The organism is Anaerostipes rhamnosivorans, from assembly GCF_005280655.1.
In the GTDB taxonomy this organism is placed as follows: domain Bacteria; phylum Bacillota; class Clostridia; order Lachnospirales; family Lachnospiraceae; genus Anaerostipes; species Anaerostipes rhamnosivorans.
The window spans coordinates 3331100-3351519 of the sequence record NZ_CP040058.1; the positions used below are offsets into that span (position 1 = coordinate 3331100).

Genomic DNA, 20420 nt, shown 5'->3' on the forward strand with positions numbered 1-20420 from the left:
TCGTCTTTGATCTTTCTCCGGATTTCTGGCTTTTTACTGCTTATTCACTTTTCTTTTTTACCGGTACCCAGACCTCATACTCTGCATTTTCAGGGTCTGCGTTCAGATACAATTCAATGTCAGGCGCCTCTCCGAATTCATATCCAGAGTTGGGAAGCCACTCAGTGCCGATCCTTTTTTCCAGCTGCTGGATAGATCCTGGCATACTGCCCTTCCCTTTAAATATAGCCCATGTGGCTGCAGGCACCGTGTACTCGTCCCATCCCTCTTCCAACGGATCCTCACTGGAAACCGCTATGAGATATTTCCAATCCTCCAGGCTGCCCACACATGCGCTGACCCCTAGGATCCCCTGCGGTTCTTTTCCGATCTTGGAGACCAGTTTCTGTACGGTTCCGTCTGCCGCAGCTTTTGTCCACAGCCCCGGCACTATCTGAAAGTTTTTTTCCACATCTTTGTCCATCGGCGCTGACACTCCGATAATACGAAAGCTTTCTTTTGTCTCAATTCTGTAATTCATCTCTACATCTCCTTTTATTGTGATCTGAAAACTGATAGGAGGATAGGATTTTAAGATAATTCCGCTTTTTCTCGCCGCCGAAGGCGCAACGTGATGAATACTCTGAAACGCCCGGTTAAAAGCTGTGGGTGAGTCATAGCCGTACTTTAAGGCTATATCCACGACTTTTTCTTTTCCGCCGCTTAAATCCGCCGCTGCCATGGACATCCGCCTCCTGCGGATATACTCTGAAAGCGGCACGTCTGCAATGTAGGAAAACATTCTCTGAAAGTGATAGGTGGAACAACATGCGATCTTAGCAAGTTCCTCATAGTCTATCTCCTCCGATAAATGCTCCTCAATATAGGATACCGCCTGGTTCAGTCTCTTAATCCACTCCATTTCTATCTCCTTCCTGCAATAAAAGAATACACCTGCACCGTGAAACTTTCCTCTCATTCTATGCACTGAAAAGAGAAGCTTCCGGTACGACACAGTTCTCTTTCATATTAACAGAACTGTCTGTATTATCAATGGTTTTGTGGCAGGGGGTAAATACTTCCATAGAAAGTTACACTCATTTTCCGGCGATACCGTCCGCAATTAATTGTGCCACTTTTTTTATATCTTTTCCACATTCACAATCAGACTTATTGTCGCAGAAAAAGCTTTCCACAAGGATAGCAGCCGGTTTTGTACCATTCAGAAAATACAGATGGTCGTCCTTTTTGGCGCCTCTGTCCCGGAACACCGTGGCCAGTTTCTTCTGCACTCTCTGCGCATATGCCTTCCCCGTCTCTGTCTTATAGTAGACTTCCGCACCGTGTCCGGCCCCGTCGCTGGCGTTTAAATGCAGTTCCACTGCCAGGTCATATCCACCTTGATTGATCAATGGCAGTTTATAAGACTTCTCTTCTGTCTTTGATGCAAATTTCTTTTCTGGACATACGATCACATCTACAGTCCATCCGTTCTTTTCCAGATAATCTTTCACAAGAGGTGCAAGCTTTTTGTTGTACTGGTACTCATTGACAACGCCGCTGGCCGATGTACACATGCCGTTTTTTAAGATACTGTGTCCCACTGAAATCACTGCTTTTTTCATTCTGTATCCTCCTTTTTTTCTCTCTGTTCCTCCTGCGGACCGTTCTCTCCTTTGGTCCATGTCTTGTTCTCATTCAGGACAATGTTCTCCATGTTCAGGACAAACAAGTTATCCCGGTTCTTTACATTGTAAGGGACTACATGGTTTATGTATTTGTTTCCCTCTGCTTTCAGAAGCTCCACACACCTTCTGCGGCTGATCCAGTTTTCATGGTACTTTCCCAGTGCGAGGAAACCTCCCACGATGGTTGCCAGACCTGAGAGCACGGCCACGGCCATATGCAGGATACTGTCCCTTCCAAATGAGCTCGCCGAACGCATTGGCCACCAGGATCAGAGGCGGCAGACAGATGGAGATGCCTGACAGCAGATAATACCTGATTCTGCACGATTCCGCAGATTTTGCATACCCGCAGGCTAGATGATAAAATCTGGCACCTGCATGGCTTTCTCCCATACTCTCCCTTGAATAATGAATGTAATCCATATCATTGTCCAAAGCAAAACTCATATCCGCCCCCTTTCCATCCCATGACAGGGCAAAGCAGATGGGTCCGCCTCATCTCCCCAGCCCCTCTAGGAAATAAAACAAGGGCAAAAGCCGTAAACCGGCTTCTGCCCTTCATATCTAATCACCTGCAGCCGTCTGCAATCACCGTCTGTCTTCCGCGTGGATGTGCTCCATCCGGTTACATTTATTATATAAACTCCATCCGGTAATTTCAATGACTCCAATGTGAATCACCATCTACAGCAGGTGAATCACTGATTATGTAATCTATTTTTTATATTTGTTGATCTGGTTCGCGCTGATGACTACGTCTCCCTTGCCTATCTTGATCCCTTTTGCCTCCAGCAGTTCAGATACTGTGCACACTTCAAATCCTTTCGCTTTTAACTGAGGCAGGACCTTTTCCACTGCCGCCACAGAAGGTTTATGAATATCATGCATCAGGACAATATCCCCGTCCTTGGCCTGTTTTAAGATCGTGTTGACTGTGGCATTGGTATTCAAAGTTTTCCAATCCAATGTGTCAATGCTCCACAAGATCAAAGGCGCGTCTACCGTTGCCTTAACAGTATCGTTGATGGCACCATACGGTGGCCGTAGCAGTCCCACATCGGATCCAGTCACCTTAGAAATGGCGCCGTTCATCTTCTCCATCTGGAGCTGAACCCCAGAAGCTCCGATCCTCGTAAGCTGAGGATGGTTCCATGAATGTCCTGCCACTTCATTTCCGGAATCCATGACTTCTTTCACCAGTTCTGGGTATAGCTTTGCATTCTGCCCCAGCATGAAGAAAGTTGCCCTGGCATCGTTTTTATCCAAAGCTTTAACGATCCTGTCTGTGTTTTCCCTGGCCGGTCCGTCATCGAAAGAAAAAGCGATCAGCTTTTTCGCCTTGTCAATTTTTCTAGGCACATACAGAGATTCTTTTAATTCTTCTCCTGTACCCTTATCCATCAGGCCTTCATTAGCCTTAGCTGTCATCTCCCCGATTCCGTCATTTACACTTGTGTAATTTGTCTTTCCAGAGCGGATAAACCAGAGGCCTCCCGCAGCGATTACTACTGCCAAAGCAATCCATACAGCGATTCCGGCTTTATTCCATCTCCTTCTTGTTCTCCTTCTTCTGCTCATTCTATTCTCCTTTGTCCTTTATGATCTGATAGTTACTTACATCGACTAACCCTTTGTCCGTAAGGCGGAGTTCCGGAATCACCGGAAGCGCCATAAAGGACAGTGTAATAAACGGATCACAATCCTCTGATATGTTCATCATTCTTGCTGTCTGTACCATAGCGTCAATCCGCTCCTGTATTCTTTTTGCCGGCCATGTGCTCATAAGTCCTGCAATGGGAAGCGGAAGCCTTCCCGCCTCTTCACCATTTCTCACCAGCGCATAGCCCCCCTGCATATCCTGAATGATTTCCACTGCTTTGATGATATCCTCATCACTGTCTCCCGCCGCTATGATATTGTGCGAGTCGTGGGCTACCGAGGTGGCAATGGCTCCTCCAGTGATACCGTATCCTTTTAACGGTGCAGCTGTAATATTCCCGGTTCCCCGGTGGCGTTCAAACACGCACAGCTTAGAATACACAGAATCTGGCTGAAACAGCCCATTCTCTGACGGAACCTGTTCCATCAGATACTTTGTAATAATCTGTCCCGGTACCAGCCCTATGACAGGTACCTTCCCCTGTGTGCGCAGCAAAAGCTGATTCTTTTGAAACGGCTTTACATTCACTGTGTGAAGCATGGCCCCGTAATCCGTATCCGCTTCTTTCCCCTCTGAAAGCATCTCCTGTGAAGAGACACCTTTTTTATAGACCTGGAGAACGTTGAAATCCTCCAGGGAATCTAATGCGACGATATCAGCGTCATACCCCTTTTCCAGGCATCCGATGTTTTGGAGTCCGTAGGTCTGTGCAGTATTCCAGGTTGCCATAGCTATGGCCTCCTCTGGCTTCAGGCCCAGCCGGATGCTTTTCTTCACATTAAAGCTGATATGGCCTTCCTGCTCAATGGTGTCCAGATGCTTGTCGTCCGTACAAAAGAGGAATTCTTCTGTGCTGAGACCTTTTTCAACCAAGCCCGTCACAATGGCCTCCACATTTCTGGCCGCACTGCCCTCTCTGATCAGAATCTTCATGCCGGCTTTCCATTTTTCTTCTGCCTCCGCAAATGATGTACATTCGTGGTCTGTCATGACTCCCGCTTCTATATACCTTCTCAGATCTTCACCTGTCAGTCCCGGTGCATGGCCGTCTATGACCTTATCCTTACAGAGAGCGATCTTATCCATGATCTCCTTACTTCCAGCCAGGACATCCGGATAACACATGACCTCTCCCAGGCCGAGCACTCTTGGATGTCCAATCCACGTCTCCATATCTTTAGACGTGAAATCTGCCCCATTAGTTTCAAACGGAGTGGAAGGAATTGATGACGGAAGCATCACATAGACCGAAACGGGAAGATTTTCGGTGGCACCCAGAAGATATCTCACAGCTTCATTTCCGCTGACATTGACCATCTCATGTGGATCTGCGATCACGGTTGTCGTCCCGTGGGGAAGGATTGCATTGGCAAACTCACACGGTGCCGCCATGCTGGACTCTATGTGCACATGGGCATCGATAAATCCCGGGCATAGCACTTTTGCCGTGCAGTCGATCTCCTTTTCTCCGGTGAAATCCCCGACTGCGGCGATCTTCCCATCTGATACGGCCAGATCTGCCTGAAAGCAAGTCTTTTTTTTGACGTCTACAATTGTTCCATTTTTAAATACCAGATCGTATGTCATGACACCGTCCTTTTATTGAGCTTGTTCTTTCAATATATCGACCTTGTCCAGGCGTTCCCACGGAAGATCCAGATCGTTTCTTCCGAAATGTCCATAGTTGGATGTCTGACGGTAGATCGGTCTTCTCAGATCGAGCATCTTGATGATTCCTGCCGGTCTTAAGTCGAAGTTCTTTCTGATCAGCTCCACAAGAGCTTCGCTTGATATTTTTCCTGTTCCGAAAGTATCCACATTGATGGAAGTAGGGTGTGCCACTCCGATGGCATAGGACAGCTGGATCTCACACTTATCTGCCAGCCCGGCAGCCACGATATTTTTTGCCACATAACGCGCCGCATATGCTGCAGACCGGTCTACCTTTGTACAGTCCTTGCCGGAGAACGCTCCCCCGCCGTGCCTTGCATATCCACCGTAAGTATCCACGATGATCTTTCTTCCTGTAAGCCCCGCGTCTCCCTGAGGGCCTCCTATGACAAAACGTCCGGTAGGATTGATGAAGAACTTCGTATGTTCGTCTACCATCTCTGCCGGCAGCACCTTATCAAAAATCTCTCTCTTGACGTCCTCATGAATCTGGTCTTGTTCCACTTCAGGATCATGCTGCGCGGACAGTACAACTGCCTCCAGGCGGAGCGGTTTTCCGTTCTCATCGTATTCCACGCTGACCTGGGTCTTACCGTCCGGTCTTAAATAAGGAAGTATCCCTTCTTTACGCACCTGCGTAAGCCGCTTTGACAGCTTATGGGCAAGGGAAATTGGATACGGCATGTATTCTTCAGTCTCATTTGTGGCAAAACCGAACATCATTCCCTGATCTCCTGCCCCAATGGCATCCAGTTCTTCATCTGACATGTCAGATTCTTTTGCCTCCAATGCCTTGTCCACACCGAGCGCAATATCCTTGGACTGTTCATCAATGGCAGTGATAACACCACAGGTGCTGGCATCAAACCCGTACTTTGCCCTTGTATAACCGATATCTGTAAGTGTCTGGCGCACAACCTTTTGAATGTCCACGTAAGCGTTGGTCGTGATCTCACCCATAACCATCACAAGCCCTGTGGTGGTACAGGTTTCACACGCTACCCGGCTCATCGGGTCTTGTTTTAAAAGTTCATCTAAAATGGCATCTGAAATCTGGTCGCAGACCTTGTCCGGATGTCCTTCAGTGACAGATTCTGATGTGAATAGTATTTTTTCCATAAATGCTCCTTTCGCTTCTAAAGATATTCATATGTATCGAAAAAGGCCCGAACTGGTCGGACCTACTTCAATTTAACATCATAAGTTCGGCATAATGTTTACATTTCTGCTGCGGATAACTTCCACTTCCTTCACCTGTCCTGCGACAACTTTGGATACGCGGAGCGCTCCGCCAGGGAAATAATAGCAATGCCCACATGTTACTTCTTCATTTTCCAGATCAATGCCCTTGAGCACCGCTTCTCCGATTGACTCACCCTTATATTCCTCCGGAATATTCACATGTACCAGTTCATTCACCTTTGCAATCTTCTGATTCGGCAAAAATACGGTCTTGTCAATATCCTCAAGACGGTCCAGGAAATACTTCCTTATAATAAAGAGAACCGCTATAGAAAAAATACAGAGCAGGTTTTCCATCGGACTTGTGTGCTGTGCAATCATCTGTCTGGCTATGGCGAACATCAGGACCTCCACCAGTGTAGAAGCCGTGTGCTTACACAGCATCTTGATGAACTCCACGCAGATCACAAGGTTAAACACATTGAGTACAAACTGATAAATCGCATCAGACTCTGGATTGCCTGATAAAATGGCGATCAGATCCTTGATCATCCACACTCCGCCGCCGATAACCGCAATGGTAATCAGGGCTGATAAATAAAACTCTATCCATTTGGATATCTTAAACACTTCGTTTTTCAGGTATTGTCGCACCGGCAATTCCCCCTTAATTTATACGATACGCAGCTTAAATCTGGCGATTTCCTTCTCATCGTTCACCAGTTTGATATCTCCGCCGAGGTTCTGGATCTTCTTCTCAAAACCTTCATATCCACGGTAAATATAGCCGATATCGCTGACTGTAGTGTATCCGTCAGCCGCAAGACCCGCAATGACCAGGGCTGCCCCTGCACGCAGATCGGGTGCTGAAACATCTGCACCGGTAAATAGATTAACTCCGGTGATGATGGCTGTTCTTCCGTCCACCTGGATCCTGGCTCCCATCTTGGTCAGCTCATCCACATAGCGGAAACGGTTTTCAAAAATACTCTCTGAAACAATACTGGTCCCGTTAGACAGAGCTAATGACACGGCCATCTGAGGCTGCATATCTGTCGGGAATCCTGGATAAGGCAGGGTCTTAATCTGGGTTGAATCCAGCCGTTTGGTGGCTACGACTCTGACTGCGTCATCAAATTCATCCACCTGCGCTCCGATCTCTTCGAGTTTTGCGCTGATGGCTTCCAGATGCTTGGGAATGACATTTTTGATCGTGATGTCACCTTTTGTGGCAACAGCCGCTGTCATGAATGTTCCCGCCTCGATCTGGTCCGGAATAATGGAATACTCACAGTTTCCGAGTTTCTCCACACCCTTGATCTTAATCACATCCGTACCTGCTCCGCGGATGCTGGCACCCATACTGTTCAGAAAATTGGCAACGTCAACAACATGCGGCTCTTTTGCCACATTTTCAATCGTTGTATTGCCCTTAGCCAAAGCTGCCGCCATCATAACATTAATGGTCGCACCGACAGATACCACATCCATATAAATGTGGCAGCCGATCAGTTCATCTGCAGTGGCCGTGATCATACCATTTTCAATCTCAATCCTGGCGCCTAACGCCTTAAAGCCCTTGATATGCTGGTCAATGGGCCTGCTGCCTATCTCACAGCCTCCTGGGAGAGCTACTCTCGCCCTTTTATACTTTCCTAAAAGAGCACCGATCAGATAGTAAGATGCTCTGATCTTTCTGATATATTCGTTATCTACATCGCAATCCGCATTCATGCCGCTTCCGCTGATCACCACTTCATGTTTTCCTGATCTTTTTACTGTTGCTCCGATGCCTTCCATCGCCTGGAGCAAAACATTTGTATCCCTAACGTCCGGCATATTTTCAATAGCACACGTTCCATCCGTCATAACTGCTGCTGCTAAGATAGGCAGGGCAGCATTCTTCGCGCCTCCGATAACAACTTCTCCTACCAGTGGGTTTCCGCCTTTAATGATATATTGTTCCATCATACACCTCTATATAAAACTCTATTCAATCAATCGAATCATTCATTCTCTATCAATAATCTATCCATTCTGCTAAAAAATAAGCGTATCTTTTTCAATACATACCCTCAGGCAGGCACAAAATACCCTGGCATAAGTCCAGAAGTTCCATGCCGCTTACTCGCATATTTATCAGTATATCACACTATATTAAGTTTTCCAACACTTTTTCTAAGGCTTCCCCAATCTTTAAATCATCGGTATCAACCGTAATGTCTGCATATTTTTCATAGAGAGGTATTCTTTCATGGTATAAATCACAAAGGGTCTGGCCGTTGTCCAGCACTACACCCCTGTCTGCCAGATCGCCGAGCCGCTCAGCCACTGTGTCAAACTTCAGTTGCAGGTAAATGACGGTACCGATCTGCTTAAAGTGATCCATCGCTCTTTGGCTGTAGATGGCGCTTCCCCCGGGGGCGATCACGGAGTTCTCAGCTTCAACTGACGCATTGACATCCTCCTCGATCTGTTTGAATGTCTCATTTCCTTCCTCACTGATAATATCCTTCAGGAGCTTTCCTGTCTTCTGCTGGATGACCAGGTCTGTATCAATAAATTCAGCCCCTAATGACTTAGCCAGCAAAACCCCGATCGTGCTTTTGCCAGCCCCCGGCATCCCGATTAAAATGTAGTTATTTCCTTTTTGGCTTATCATTTCTATTCTTCCTTTTTTTCTTCTTCACGGAGTATCCAAAAGTTCCGATCTGTTTTCCCGTCTCAAAATATCCTCCATGGGAATAGATCAGAGGATTGGTTTTTTCAAGGGCAAACCGTCCGTTTTCTTCCATATAATTATCGTCCACCATGATATTAACCACACGCGCCGTAAACATATGATGAGATCCTAGGGGAGAAATCTCCTCAACCCGGCACTCAATATTCACCGGGCTTTCTTTTATGCAGGGTGCATGTGAAAGATGACCATATTCCTTTGTGAGGCCCATTTCTTTAAACTTATCCAGATCTCTTCCAGAACGCACACCACAGAAGTCTGTGGCCCTGGCGAGCTCTTTGGTTGTCAGGTTGATGACAAACTCACCGCTTTTTTCAATTATGTGGTAGGAGTGCCTCTCTGGTCTCAGAGAAATATAGGTCATCGGCGGGTTCGTGCAGATGGTTCCAGTCCATGCCACAGTGATGATGTTGTCCGGCTCTCCTTCCAATCCGCAGCTTACCATAACTGCAGGCAGCGGATAGATCATGTTGCCCGGCTTCCAAGATATCTTTGACATGCCGCCTCCTAGAGTTCTTTCCTGATTGCTTCCCTGAGCTGTTCCATCTCTCCGTCCCCATAGCTGAGTTCTTTCCATCCCATACTCACGGTATCCCCTTCATATCTCGGGATGATATGCATATGAAAATGGAAAACAGTCTGGCCTGCCACAGTTCCATTGTTCTGTAGAATATTCATTCCGTCACAGTCAAGCACTGTCTTTAACGCCCTTGCCACCAAAGCTGCAAGTTCAAACAGCTGCCCGGCAGTTGCAGTGTCTATATCGTAGATATTATCAAAATGTTCTTTTGGCAGGATCAGCACATGCCCCTTGTTGGCCGGAGCAATATCCATGATCACCTTAAACTTCGAGTTCTCATAAATTGTGGCTGAGGGTATTTCCCCGCTTATGATCTTGCAAAATATACAATCCTGTTTCTTCATAATTTTCATCTCCTTTGGTTTGTATTGTATCTTATTTATAGGCCTTTTTCAAGAATCCAAAAATGAAGTGTGAAATTATTACTATAGTATTCGCGCAACAAAAAAAGGTGAGTCTTTGCGACTCACCTTTTAAATATTTAATTGTAATTAACCGGAGGCTTTTATTCGAAACGCCCTATTTCATACATGCCATACACAACTTCTGTATTCCCTTCAATCTCTCAATCAATCCGAACTCTGAGTCTTTGCGACTCACATATCAAACTTCTTGATCTTTCATTTCTTTTTATTCCGTTCTCTTCTATATACAACTGATTCTTCGATTGACGCTCTACCTGTCCTGTCTCTCCGATCTTTGTATAAAATCTATACTGGACAACTTATCCTATATTCTGAAGGCTCACTGTATGAAATTTATTACTTATTGTATATAGAATGTCTTCTATGTCTTGCGACATAATATCCAAACAATATCGCCTCCCATCGACTCTTTTAAGAAATCCGTTAACTCGTTCCTCTTTATGGTTTTATTATAAAAAACAACGCCGATATTGTCAAGCAATTTAAATATGTATACAGTGTTTTTTGTTTTCTTCTTATTTTATTCTAAATATTCTGAAAACTTTACCTTCATTTTTCACTTTATCCACAGTTTGTTCACGATTTGTTCACATTTATTCAGTAGAATAAGAAATGTAAAGTAGTTAAACATTTTTAAATACTTTCAAATCCTACCCCTCTTGAGGATGAAAATCCTCTCCTTATTGTTTTAAAGTTTTAAAGTTACTTACAGAAAAAGAGCAGCCTGCCCGGCTGCTCTTTTTCCTTTCATAATTCAGTTCTTCCTTCCAGTGCCCGAAGAAGGGTAACCTCATCAATATATTCCAAATCTCCGCCCACTGGTACTCCGCTGGCAATTTTGCTTACTTTGATGCCGGTCGGCTTCACAAGCTTGCTTATATACATTGCCGTGGTCTCTCCTTCAAGGCTTGAGTTGGTAGCAATAATCAGCTCTTTTACATCCCCCTGAAGTCTGGCCATCAGTTCTTTCAGCCGGATGTCTGAAGGCCCGATTCCAAGCATCGGAGAAATGGCTCCGTGCAGAACGTGGTAAATACCCTCATATTTTCCTGTTTTTTCATAGGCCATCAGATCCCTTGTACTCTCCACTACCATGATCGTACTGTGATCCCGCTTGCTGCTGGAACAGATAGGACAGATGTCCTGATCTGTCAGGGTGCAGCATTCTCTGCAGTAATGAACATTTTCCTTAGCATCTAAAATACTCTCAGACAAATGTTTCACCTGGTCATGCGGCATATTAATAATGTGGAAAGCAAGCCTCCCGGCCGATTTAGGTCCGATACCCGGAAGCTTCCCCAGTTCCTCAATCAATTTTGTGATCTGACTGCTGTAATAATCCATATCAATTATCCATCCTTAAAACGGGAATCCGCCTCCGAGTCCTCCGCCAAGTCCTCCAGTGATTTTCCCCATCTTGCTCTGTGAGTCCTCCTCCATCTTGCGGAGTGCCTCGTTGGTAGCCGCCACGATCAGGTCTTCCAGCATTTCAATATCGTCCGGATCAACTACTTCCTCGTCCAGGCTCACACCTACAACTTCTTTTTTACCGGATACCACTACCTTTACAACTCCGCCTCCGGCAGTTGCCTCATATGTGGTCTCCTCAAGTTCTTTTGTAGTTTCTTCCATCTGCTTCTGCATCTTCTGTGCCTGCTTCATCAGATTGTTCATATTTCCGCCCATACCCGGAAATCCGCCTCTTTTTGCCATCTCTTATACCTCCTGAAATAAATATCTTTTTATTCTTCTATCGTCACATCCATGTGAATGCAATCCAAATTAATGGTGTCCTCGTTTTTCACGGACTCCAGTTCTCCGATCTCAATCTTTACCTGGAACCCCGATCTCTGAGCAAGCTCCGTTTCAAGAACCTCAATCTTTTCCGGGTGTCTCTGGAAGTAGTCCTTCCCCATATTCATGCTGCCCTCAGGCTTAAACATGAGTCTCAGTACCTCTGTGGATTCATCCGCGGTCAGAATACCCTTGGACAGCAGATTCTTTATCATCGGAGGCTGGGCAAGCTTTACCTGCTTCCAATGTTTGATGATCTCCTTAAGTTCCTGGGCTCTCGCCTTCGGAAGCCTTTCATCCAGTATCTGCTCTGGTGTTTTCTCTGCTTTCTGAGGGTTTGGTTCGGACTTCTCAGCCGGAGGCTGTGCCGACAAAGTAACTCCCTGGGTCTTTATCTTCTCCAGTGATTCTTCCATCATACGCATCCGTTCCAGAATACTGGTCATATCTGTCTCCATCTGGGGACGGCACATTTTGATCATGGCCACCTCCACCAGTACCCTTCTGGATGTTGCAAACCGGATCTGGTTCAGTAATTCTGACAAGATACGGATATACCGGATTACAGTCTCTTCATTGACCTGGGCCGCTTTCTGCTGCATCAATCCCAGCTGTTCCGAAGAGATCTCCAGTGCTTCCATGGATGCGTCACCCTTGCCTGCCAGGAGCAGATTTCTCAAATACCATATGAAGTCGGTGATAAACTGGGTGAGTTCTCTTCCCTGCTCTACAATCCTGCCTATGATCCCAATGACCCCGGTCACATCATTTGCAAGTATACAGTCCAGCAGCTCTGCATAGACACTGATATCCACAGTGCCAAGAACCTCCAGGACATTTTCATAAGTGAGCTTTTTCCCCAGATAAAATGCAATGCACTGGTCCAGAAGACTCAAGGCGTCACGCATGGATCCATCTGCCATCCGGGCCACATATCTCAGGGCTTTTTCTTCTGTCTCCACCTGCTCTTCCGACATCAGTTCCATAAGCCGATCAGCAATGATATCAGCCGTTATCCGGTGAAAATCATATCTCTGGCACCGGGACAAGATCGTGATCGGGATCTTGTGAACCTCTGTTGTGGCCAGGATAAAGATCACATACTCCGGCGGCTCCTCCAAAGTCTTAAGCAGGGCATTAAATGCCCCCATGGAAAGCATATGCACCTCATCAATAATAAACACTTTATATTTTCCAGAAGCCGGGGAATACTGCACCTGTTCCTTGATATCACGGATATTGTCCACGCCGTTGTTGGACGCCGCGTCAATCTCCATCACGTTCATGGAACTGCCTTCCTGGATCTCCTGGCAGCTTTCACATTCTCCGCATGGATTTCCATTCACCGGGTGCTCACAGTTCACTGCCTTGGCGAGCAGCTTTGCAACCGACGTTTTACCGGTCCCTCTGGTTCCACAGAACAGATAGGCATGGCCGATACGTCCGGCTTCCAGCTGATTCTTCAGCGTTGTGACGATATGATCCTGTCCCTTGACCTCATCAAAGGTCGACGGCCGGAACTTTCGATATAAAGCCATATATGACATATTCTTTCCTCCTGCATCATTTCCTTATTGTATCATAACCTCTGAAAATGGAAAAGGAAAAAAATCGTCGAACTTTTGCCCCTGTTTTCCGTTGCCTTTTACACAAGCTCCCATATAAACTTATAGTTGTCGTTGCATGAAATTTGTAATAGAAAGAAGAGTGATTATGAAGAATCAAAATGAATTGACAACATTTTCCCATGAATTGAAAAACTCTCTGACTTTAATCTACAGCCAGCTTCAGTACATAGAACAAACCCACCCGGAGCTTCTTGCAGATCTTCACTGGTCTGGCATCAAAGATGATTTTTCTTCTGTGTTTGACATGGTCCGCCATATGCTCACTCCGGCGTCAGATGCTTCTGCTGCCCTGGAACCTGTAGACCTCACCTCTCTGCTGGAGGAAATCAAATATTCCTGGAGTTCCAAACTGAAGGAGCACGGAATCAGGTTTTCCGTCCAGGCAGAGGATTCTTGCCCCTATTATATCAAGGGTTCCAAGACCAAGTTCCTTCAAATCTTTAACAATCTGATCTCCAACGGCGTCAATGCGATCAACAGAAAAAAAGAGACTGCAAGAGAGCCTCTGATTTCTGTCCATGTAAGCCGTGAAGGCAGTTTTATTGTCTGCAGCCTCTCCGACACGGGAATCGGTATGACGAAGGAACAGCAGGCGCGTGCCTTTTACCGGGGTGTATCCTTTGAGCCGAAAGGTAACGGTATCGGACTGTCTGTGGTCAGCGAGATTGCCAAGGATCTGGATATCTCTATCCACATGGATTCCGCCCTAAACCAGGGCACCACGTTTACGCTTATTTTCCCCGGTCTTGCCGATACAGCAAAATAGCCAGGAGGAATCCTCCAATGCAGCCCCCGATATGGGCTGCGTTGTCAATTCCCATTGTGGAGAAACCATGATACAGGCTTCCTGCAATCATCAGCACAACGCCCCCTCCATAGAACTCCTTCTGGTATCCCCTGTTTTTGACCAGTATCCACAGCATAGCCCCGATGAGGCCGAAAATTGCTCCTGACGCGCCGACAGAGGCTACCATTTCTCCGGTATGCATGTAGTAGGCGGCAGATACGATACTCCCGGATATACCGGCTCCCAAGTATAAAGCCACATACCGTCCTGTGCCGAATATAGGCTCCAGCCGGCTTCCCACGAGAAGGAAGACAATCATGTTGTTAAACAGATGATCAAATCCGTTGTGCAGAAAGTTGCTGGTAACAAGGCGGTAAAACTCTCCCTGCTGGAGTGCGTGCATCCATGTGAGCGCTCCCCAGTTAAAGATCTCTTGGCTGGCCAGTGTCCACAAATACATAAAAATATTAATAGCCAGAATAACCGCTGTAGCCTTATATTCTCCCAGTTTTCTGAAACGGATCCCTCCGGATGTGTCGGACTGCTCCTCATCTTTTCCTGCGGCTGACAGTATCAAACATACCGGGTCATACAGTTCCTCAAAAGCCCTGTCCGGGTCGGTCCATGTAGATCTTCCCTTGTCAGACAGAATCAGCACAAGCACTGAGGCATTAGGTCCAATATACCGCTTCAACTTTTCGTCCAGCAGACTGGCTTCTTCCTGCGTATACATAGTTCCGTCGGGCTTGTGCTCATAGGTCATGAACACCCCTTTTTTTCTTCCCATCTCTTCTTTTATATAGCATGGGCCCAGAGGAGTCATCTGTTTCTGGTATCCCCTGATATTCAATAGATTTAAGATTCTTTGATACATGACATTTCCTCCAATAGAAAGCCTTTTCAATCCTATTGGAATTATACCATAAATTCTAATTGTTCTGTACCGGCTTTTATTTCATCTCCGCCTTGGAGCACCGATTCTTTCCAAACCCTTTCACCATTTACAAATGTCCCATTCTTAGAGCCCAGGTCCCGGATCAGATACCCGTCCCCATCCGTAAGGATCTGAAAATGACGCCTGCTGACTCCGGGCTGGGACAGGCACAAGTCCACACCCTCTTTCTGCCTACCCACTGTAAATTCTCTGCCTTCTACCGGAATTCCAGGACCATTCTGTCCGGATAACCTAAGCATCGGCATCCTGTCCGGAACCAACAGAACAGTTTCATCACTGAACAATTCTGTCCGGCCCACAGAAGGATCCTTTTCTTCCTCCCATGTCTGTACATTCTTTTTCTTTTTTCTGGCCACCGCCAAAAGACAACCGGTATTTACCGCCAAAAGGACTGCCCCTGTCAATATTCCTCTAAAATTTGGAAATGTCATCCCTTCATTCCACGCCCTGACTGAAAAGTAAGCCATCGAAGAAAGCAGCGGAATATACAATAAAACAGGACAGCTTATCTTTCTACATTTTACCCGTGACAACTCCACTGGTACCTGACATTCCATGGTCTCCGTTTTCACAGAAGGTTCCTTCTCCATTACGTCTGATATTTTTGGAGGGTCCACAAATTCCTTTAATTCTTCAAGAGTTATAGGCCCCTTTCTCAACCTGTTATGCAGTTCATAAAAAAATGTGATCTGGTCCCGGTTTCTGTAGTCCAGCTGTTCTGTACAGGACTGTACAAACTCTTTCAGCTGCTGTGCGATATCCTCTCCGTAACCCGGCACGTAACAAAGTGCCGGTCTTCCTTCTCTCACATATACTTGCCTGGCTGTCAGGATCAAGTGATCTGGATTCAGCAGATAATCCTGCGCTTCTTCTATTGTACAGATCAACTCCTTAAAAAACCTTTTGGCATCCAGCTTCCCAATCTGATCTATATACAGATTAGAAGAAGAAAGATTAAAATAATACGCTTCCTCTTCCTCGATCCGCCGCACTTCACAGGGCAGGATTCCGTGGATCATATGAGACAGAAGTACCTGTTCTTCAAAGACTTCTCCCTCTGTCTTTGATACCACATAATAATGGTCAAATCCCTCCCGGATCCACTGTTCATTCAATCAAGCTCCACCTCCTGATCTTATCTGCTTCTTTCGGAAGCATAAATCCCTGCTGTTCTTTTATGCGGAATACATGCAGGCCAAATAAGTCCACGCTTCCCAACACTGGGACCTTAACCTGAGCCTGTGCCGTGATACTCCTTTTGTCTTCTGATTCAGATACCTTTACGGAGCTTACTTTGCCCATCATGATCTTCTTATTCAGATCTGCTGTAAGTTTGCGCTCCCTGTTTCCATCCATGGAGCAGAGACCTACCTCCTTTGCCATTCCTGACGTGATACCCAGGTCCATAATATAAAAGAAAAAGGAGTTGAGCAGCACGAGCATAAAACAGATCAACGGTATCAAAAGACTTGCCTCCAGTGTAATATAACCATCTACCTCCCGCATCTTTCGCATGGCTTCATTCCCTCCGCTTCGCTTTTCTTTATCTTTCTGATTGTTCTTGTCAGTCCGCTGCAGCTTAAATCTGTATGGTACGCATCCCCCTCCCTGGCAACAAACACTACTGATACTTTACCCTTATGATATTTAGTGCAGCGTTCACATTCCCTATATTTTGTTTTGTTCTCCAGATATTTCTCCACATCAGAGTCCTGTTCGATAGAAAGTAAAAGATGCGTACAGTTCACATCTTTGTGATATACACTCTCATAAGGTGTCACATACACCTGCCCATCCCCCGACTCCTTTTGTGTATGCACATAGCCGGTCATGGCTTTCTGTCTTATCTTCTGCTGGTAATCTCCTGAAAATGCAGGAAGGAAAGGCAGCCGAAAGGTAATCCTGTACCGGGCTGTGATCTCATAGATATCCTGATCCTTTTCAAACCGTGAGCCTGAGAACAATACCCCCTGTGCACCTCCAATAAGAGATGAACGGTTTAGCGCGCTTTGGTTTACAGCAGACAGAAACTTTTGCTTAAGAATCACAGGCCTTACAGACTGTGTCTTTTTCTTCTGCAGCAGATATTCATATACAGCTTCTTCCTTTGCCGCCTCGGATACTCCGTGATATACCTGCCCATGAATCCACAAGGTTTCGCCCACAGAGGCTAACGCCAGGAACAAGAACAGGAAAATAGGGACAAGGATACATGCCTCCAGTGTCATGCTGCCCTCAGAGGAGGAGAGCAGAGATGTCCTGTCAGATTGTCTGTATTCAATTGATAATCTTATATTGTTGGCTGTTGGCTTGGAGAAATGTTTTTTTATACAATCCAAGAACATCTCTGCTCTCCCCCTCTCATTCTTATTTAATATTCCGATAGTTCTTTTAGTTTCCACTGATACCTGTTTTTTACCGGGAGACTGACACCTCCAAAATGAAGGGGCTTCAGCATCATTTCTGTCTCTGCCTGAAAGGAAACATAACATGAACTCAACGAGAATTCCGGCACCTCCAATTTGATATTGGCTTCTATAAGATCCATCATTCTCAGATACTTCTCCTGCTTTTTTGTCTGAATCATCAAGAGCAGACACAGATAATCAGAGTATGACAGCCCTTTTTTTACAGGCCTCCTCTTAGCGGACAGCGACGCCAGACCGGCAAACTCCATCTGCCACGTGTCCTTTGACTTCCAGACTGGAACCTTTCTTCCCTCTGTAAGATTCCTTATATCTGTCACAGATTCTCCGTAAGCAAGCGCAGCGAGCAGAAGCTCCTTCGCCAGTTTAACTGCAGGAACCAGCCCTGTGATCCCCAGCACCGAAGCGGCCAATGCTTCCGCCTCTGCCTGTTTGGATGGATCCTTCTGCACATAAATCAGGTTTGGAAGAAAACGCAGGAGTAAAAGTTTAGAAAAGACTGCGCCCAAGTTTTCTTTTTCAGAGGATTTTCCAGCGATCAGATATTCTATTTCATATTGTAATCCTTTCTTCTTTTCTTTTGATGTGTAGCTGTGAAAGTACTTGGATGCATAGGCTATGGACATAAGTTCCGTTTTCATACCTGTCTGGGCTGTATCCTTTACCTGTTCATCTAAAGTCTCACTCACTGACCCGGCACGAAAGAAATTAAGCTTCTTTTCTTTTTCTCTGCTTTCGTGTCCATAAACAACAGAAATCTCCTTTTCTGATACCTCCGCATCTCCGCCTAAAATAATGGATACAGCTCCCTCCCTCAGAAGCCTTGCCAGTCCCTTTCTTGGATCCTTGGCTTTCTTTACGGTCTTTGTATCTTCTTGCTTCCCTGTGTCTGATGACTTTTTATTATCCTCACTGTCCTGTTGGTCTGCCTGATCAAGAATGCCTTTTGCCTGAGAGGTATCTTCTCTCTCCGGCAGCTTCAGTACATATTCTTTTAAGGCATTGATCCCCGCCTTGCCGATATCATACTTCATAAAGTCCTCTATCTGTTTTTTCAGTATCTCTCCTTGCCTGTCTGCCAGAGAAATCTTTTTGCTTATCTGTATCGGTCCCGCCTGAAAGGAAAAGGGATCCCTTCCCGCCGTCAGATCATAGTTTAATGTTTCACCGATCCATGTATCCAACTGAGCTCCGTACCGTACATCCAAACCAAACAGATGATACTTTTGTTCCAGCTCTTTTTGATAATTTCCCCTGGCACTGGACAGGGATGCCAGATAGGCTCCCTCGGCCTTGCCTTTTCCCAGATAAAGATAGGCTCCTTCCAGACACATGCTCAACAGCAGGAGAAATATGAGAAACAGCAGGCTCACATACACTGTCACACTCCCTCTCTGATTCAGTCTCATTGAACCTGTCCTGTTTTGGACGTGATCGTCTTAAATATGTTCTGTACAACTTTTTTTATCTGTGTCTGGAAAATAATTACTAATCCTATGAGCACCACGATGATCAAAATGACTTCAACAACACCCATCCCTGACTCATCTCTGATAAACTTATTCATCGGTTAAACTCCTTTCTGTTTTTTCTATGATTCGTCCTATGAAAATGATAAAAATGCCGGCACCATTAGGAGGGTCAGAATCACCACCAACATCAGGATCATAGGCATCAGAAGCTTTGTACTTGCCTCCTCACCTTTTCGTCTGGCCGTTTCCTTCCGTTCTGCAAATGCCGCTGTCTCTTCCTCCTCCAGGCGTTCCAGAAGATCCCTGGATCCCCGGACCAGGCTCTGGGCCATAAGGACTGCCAGTTTTTTATAACAAGGCATCTGTATACTATTTCCCAATTCCTTAAGAACCTGTGTCTGAGACGCTCCCAGAGCGATCTTTTTATCTGCCTCATAAAACTGCCTGTATACAAACTTAGGATGTTTTTGGTCATAAGAGGCGGCGATTGAATGAACCGCCCCCTGTATTGTCATTCCAGCTCCCAGCAGCAAAACCAGCCGGCTTATGATCAGCGGATATTCATCCTTTGTCTCCTTTATAGCTTTTGCCCGTTTCTGTTTCTGCCTCTCCTCTTCTGTGTACCACAAAAGCCCCAGAAAAAGAATTCCCATTATTACCAACACTGGAAGCCGGCTCTGGATCTTTTCCCCATCCTCCACACGGCTTCCTTTGACTCTGGAGGGAATGGTGAAACTCTGCTTTTCAGCATTTTCTCTCTCGATCCTCTGCAGTTCTTTTTTTGTACCCGCCAGCTTTGATTCTTTGCTGCCGGTATCTCTTGGGACCACCCGGACTGGTACTGTGACCAGCTCCGTGTGGTCCTCATAGGATAGGGCTGCTGTTGTCTTTAAGATCACTGGGCTTTTCAAATCTTCATTAAAGACATTTCCCTGCTCGTCAACCAGACTGAGATCCTCCGTCTCCCAGTTTACCTTGATCTGGGTCTCAGGAATCCTGTCCGGAAAATTTAAAGATTCTCTCACCTCATTTAATGATTTGTTTTTTCCTTTCATATGCCTTTTCACATATTCGGTTCCCGCGCGGAATGCTTCTTTTTCTTCTTTCCTGCTGTAAGCCTTCGGCTGGACATTCAGCTCATATAGTTCCTTTTCCCTGCCCGAATCTATACTTAATTCTTGGTTTATCTCCTCTCCTTCTGTATCTCTATGAATGACGATTTCCTTTCCTGTAAGCCAACCTGATATTGCTGCAAGAACTAAGACCGCCAGAAAAGCAAACGCTGCCCATAAAACTTTTTTCCATTGTTCTCTAAATGACCGCCACACCTCTATTTCCATCTCTTCCTTTGTCCCGCAGAAGTAACTCTGAACACATATTCTGCGGTTCCTGACAACACTCTCCGGAAGTCGGCGAATCCATCTTTCTATCAT

Annotated in this window: 23 protein-coding genes; 1 reads left to right on the top strand and 22 read right to left on the bottom strand. The window is 45.9% G+C overall.

What is annotated here, in order from left to right; all coding sequences use genetic code 11:
* Positions 1-40: 40 nt before the first annotated feature.
* From AR1Y2_RS16485 to dnaX, 15 genes are all read right to left on the bottom strand, one after another.
* Entirely contained in the window at positions 41-901 is an 861-nt protein-coding gene (locus tag AR1Y2_RS16485) for an AraC family transcriptional regulator (RefSeq protein ID WP_137329944.1), read from the bottom strand.
* A gap of 175 nt (positions 902-1076) precedes the next feature.
* Complete coding sequence (locus AR1Y2_RS16490) at positions 1077-1604, bottom strand: N-acetylmuramoyl-L-alanine amidase (protein WP_137329945.1); 528 nt, start codon at positions 1602-1604, stop codon at positions 1077-1079.
* Positions 1601-1924 carry a DUF4231 domain-containing protein gene (locus AR1Y2_RS16495; RefSeq protein ID WP_137329946.1) on the bottom strand — a complete coding sequence of 108 codons (324 nt, stop codon included), beginning with the start codon at positions 1922-1924 and terminating at the stop codon, positions 1601-1603. Before AR1Y2_RS16495 ends, AR1Y2_RS16490 begins: the two co-directional genes overlap by 4 nt.
* A gap of 167 nt (positions 1925-2091) precedes the next feature.
* Positions 2092-2229: a hypothetical protein gene (locus tag AR1Y2_RS17915; protein ID WP_175403681.1), complete on the bottom strand. Its 138-nt coding sequence runs from the start codon at positions 2227-2229 to the stop codon at positions 2092-2094.
* A gap of 152 nt (positions 2230-2381) precedes the next feature.
* Entirely contained in the window at positions 2382-3245 is an 864-nt protein-coding gene (locus tag AR1Y2_RS16500) for a polysaccharide deacetylase family protein (RefSeq protein WP_137329947.1), read from the bottom strand.
* A gap of 1 nt (position 3246) precedes the next feature.
* Entirely contained in the window at positions 3247-4914 is a 1668-nt protein-coding gene (gene ade / locus AR1Y2_RS16505) for an adenine deaminase (protein WP_137329948.1), read from the bottom strand.
* 12 nt (positions 4915-4926) lie between these two features.
* Entirely contained in the window at positions 4927-6117 is a 1191-nt protein-coding gene (gene metK, locus AR1Y2_RS16510) for a methionine adenosyltransferase (RefSeq protein ID WP_137329949.1), read from the bottom strand.
* Positions 6118-6195: 78 nt separating this feature from the next.
* Positions 6196-6834 (bottom strand): phosphate-starvation-inducible PsiE family protein, encoded by a 639-nt coding sequence (locus AR1Y2_RS16515; protein WP_137329950.1) that lies wholly within the window; start codon positions 6832-6834, stop codon positions 6196-6198.
* An 18-nt stretch (positions 6835-6852) separates the two neighbouring features.
* Positions 6853-8148: a UDP-N-acetylglucosamine 1-carboxyvinyltransferase gene (locus AR1Y2_RS16520; protein WP_137330306.1), complete on the bottom strand. Its 1296-nt coding sequence runs from the start codon at positions 8146-8148 to the stop codon at positions 6853-6855.
* 184 nt (positions 8149-8332) lie between these two features.
* Positions 8333-8842 carry a shikimate kinase gene (locus AR1Y2_RS16525; protein WP_137329951.1) on the bottom strand — a complete coding sequence of 170 codons (510 nt, stop codon included), beginning with the start codon at positions 8840-8842 and terminating at the stop codon, positions 8333-8335.
* On the bottom strand, positions 8820-9419 hold the full coding sequence (locus tag AR1Y2_RS16530) for a flavin reductase family protein (RefSeq protein WP_137329952.1): 600 nt from the start codon (positions 9417-9419) through the stop codon (positions 8820-8822). The genes AR1Y2_RS16525 and AR1Y2_RS16530 overlap by 23 nt, the downstream gene beginning before the upstream one ends.
* Positions 9420-9427: 8 nt before the next feature.
* Positions 9428-9844, bottom strand: a complete 417-nt coding sequence (locus AR1Y2_RS16535) for an HIT family protein (protein WP_137329953.1) — start codon at positions 9842-9844, stop codon at positions 9428-9430.
* Between the two features lie 828 nt (positions 9845-10672).
* Positions 10673-11269 carry a recombination mediator RecR gene (gene recR / locus AR1Y2_RS16540; protein ID WP_137329954.1) on the bottom strand — a complete coding sequence of 199 codons (597 nt, stop codon included), beginning with the start codon at positions 11267-11269 and terminating at the stop codon, positions 10673-10675.
* 15 nt (positions 11270-11284) lie between these two features.
* The gene (locus AR1Y2_RS16545; protein ID WP_137329955.1) at positions 11285-11638 is read right to left on the bottom strand and encodes a YbaB/EbfC family nucleoid-associated protein; all 354 of its coding nucleotides are present in this window, start codon (positions 11636-11638) and stop codon (positions 11285-11287) included.
* Between the two features lie 29 nt (positions 11639-11667).
* Positions 11668-13266: a DNA polymerase III subunit gamma/tau gene (dnaX, locus tag AR1Y2_RS16550; RefSeq protein ID WP_175403682.1), complete on the bottom strand. Its 1599-nt coding sequence runs from the start codon at positions 13264-13266 to the stop codon at positions 11668-11670.
* Between the two features lie 166 nt (positions 13267-13432).
* Between dnaX and AR1Y2_RS16555 the strand changes: the two genes are divergently transcribed.
* Positions 13433-14113, top strand: a complete 681-nt coding sequence (locus AR1Y2_RS16555; protein ID WP_137329956.1) for a sensor histidine kinase — start codon at positions 13433-13435, stop codon at positions 14111-14113.
* Here the strand turns inward: AR1Y2_RS16555 and AR1Y2_RS16560 are convergent.
* Genes AR1Y2_RS16560 through AR1Y2_RS16590 form a run of 7 tightly spaced genes read right to left on the bottom strand, consistent with a single transcriptional unit; the run spans position 14079 to position 20420 of the window.
* A complete protein-coding gene (locus AR1Y2_RS16560; protein ID WP_137329957.1) occupies positions 14079-15008 on the bottom strand; it encodes a rhomboid family intramembrane serine protease in 930 nt (309 codons plus the stop codon). The genes AR1Y2_RS16555 and AR1Y2_RS16560 overlap by 35 nt on opposite strands.
* Positions 15009-15049: 41 nt before the next feature.
* Positions 15050-16204 carry a DUF6382 domain-containing protein gene (locus AR1Y2_RS16565; RefSeq protein ID WP_137329958.1) on the bottom strand — a complete coding sequence of 385 codons (1155 nt, stop codon included), beginning with the start codon at positions 16202-16204 and terminating at the stop codon, positions 15050-15052.
* Positions 16197-16604 carry a hypothetical protein gene (locus AR1Y2_RS16570; protein ID WP_137329959.1) on the bottom strand — a complete coding sequence of 136 codons (408 nt, stop codon included), beginning with the start codon at positions 16602-16604 and terminating at the stop codon, positions 16197-16199. Before AR1Y2_RS16570 ends, AR1Y2_RS16565 begins: the two co-directional genes overlap by 8 nt.
* The gene (locus AR1Y2_RS16575) at positions 16583-17434 is read right to left on the bottom strand and encodes a TadE family protein (RefSeq protein WP_137329960.1); all 852 of its coding nucleotides are present in this window, start codon (positions 17432-17434) and stop codon (positions 16583-16585) included. The genes AR1Y2_RS16570 and AR1Y2_RS16575 overlap by 22 nt, the downstream gene beginning before the upstream one ends.
* Before the next feature lie 26 nt (positions 17435-17460).
* Complete coding sequence (locus AR1Y2_RS16580; protein ID WP_137329961.1) at positions 17461-18924, bottom strand: DUF5702 domain-containing protein; 1464 nt, start codon at positions 18922-18924, stop codon at positions 17461-17463.
* Positions 18921-19082, bottom strand: coding sequence for a Flp1 family type IVb pilin (locus AR1Y2_RS16585; protein ID WP_137329962.1), 162 nt, complete (start codon positions 19080-19082; stop codon positions 18921-18923). The genes AR1Y2_RS16580 and AR1Y2_RS16585 overlap by 4 nt, the downstream gene beginning before the upstream one ends.
* Before the next feature lie 36 nt (positions 19083-19118).
* Positions 19119-20420 carry a type II secretion system F family protein gene (locus AR1Y2_RS16590; RefSeq protein WP_137329963.1) on the bottom strand — a complete coding sequence of 434 codons (1302 nt, stop codon included), beginning with the start codon at positions 20418-20420 and terminating at the stop codon, positions 19119-19121.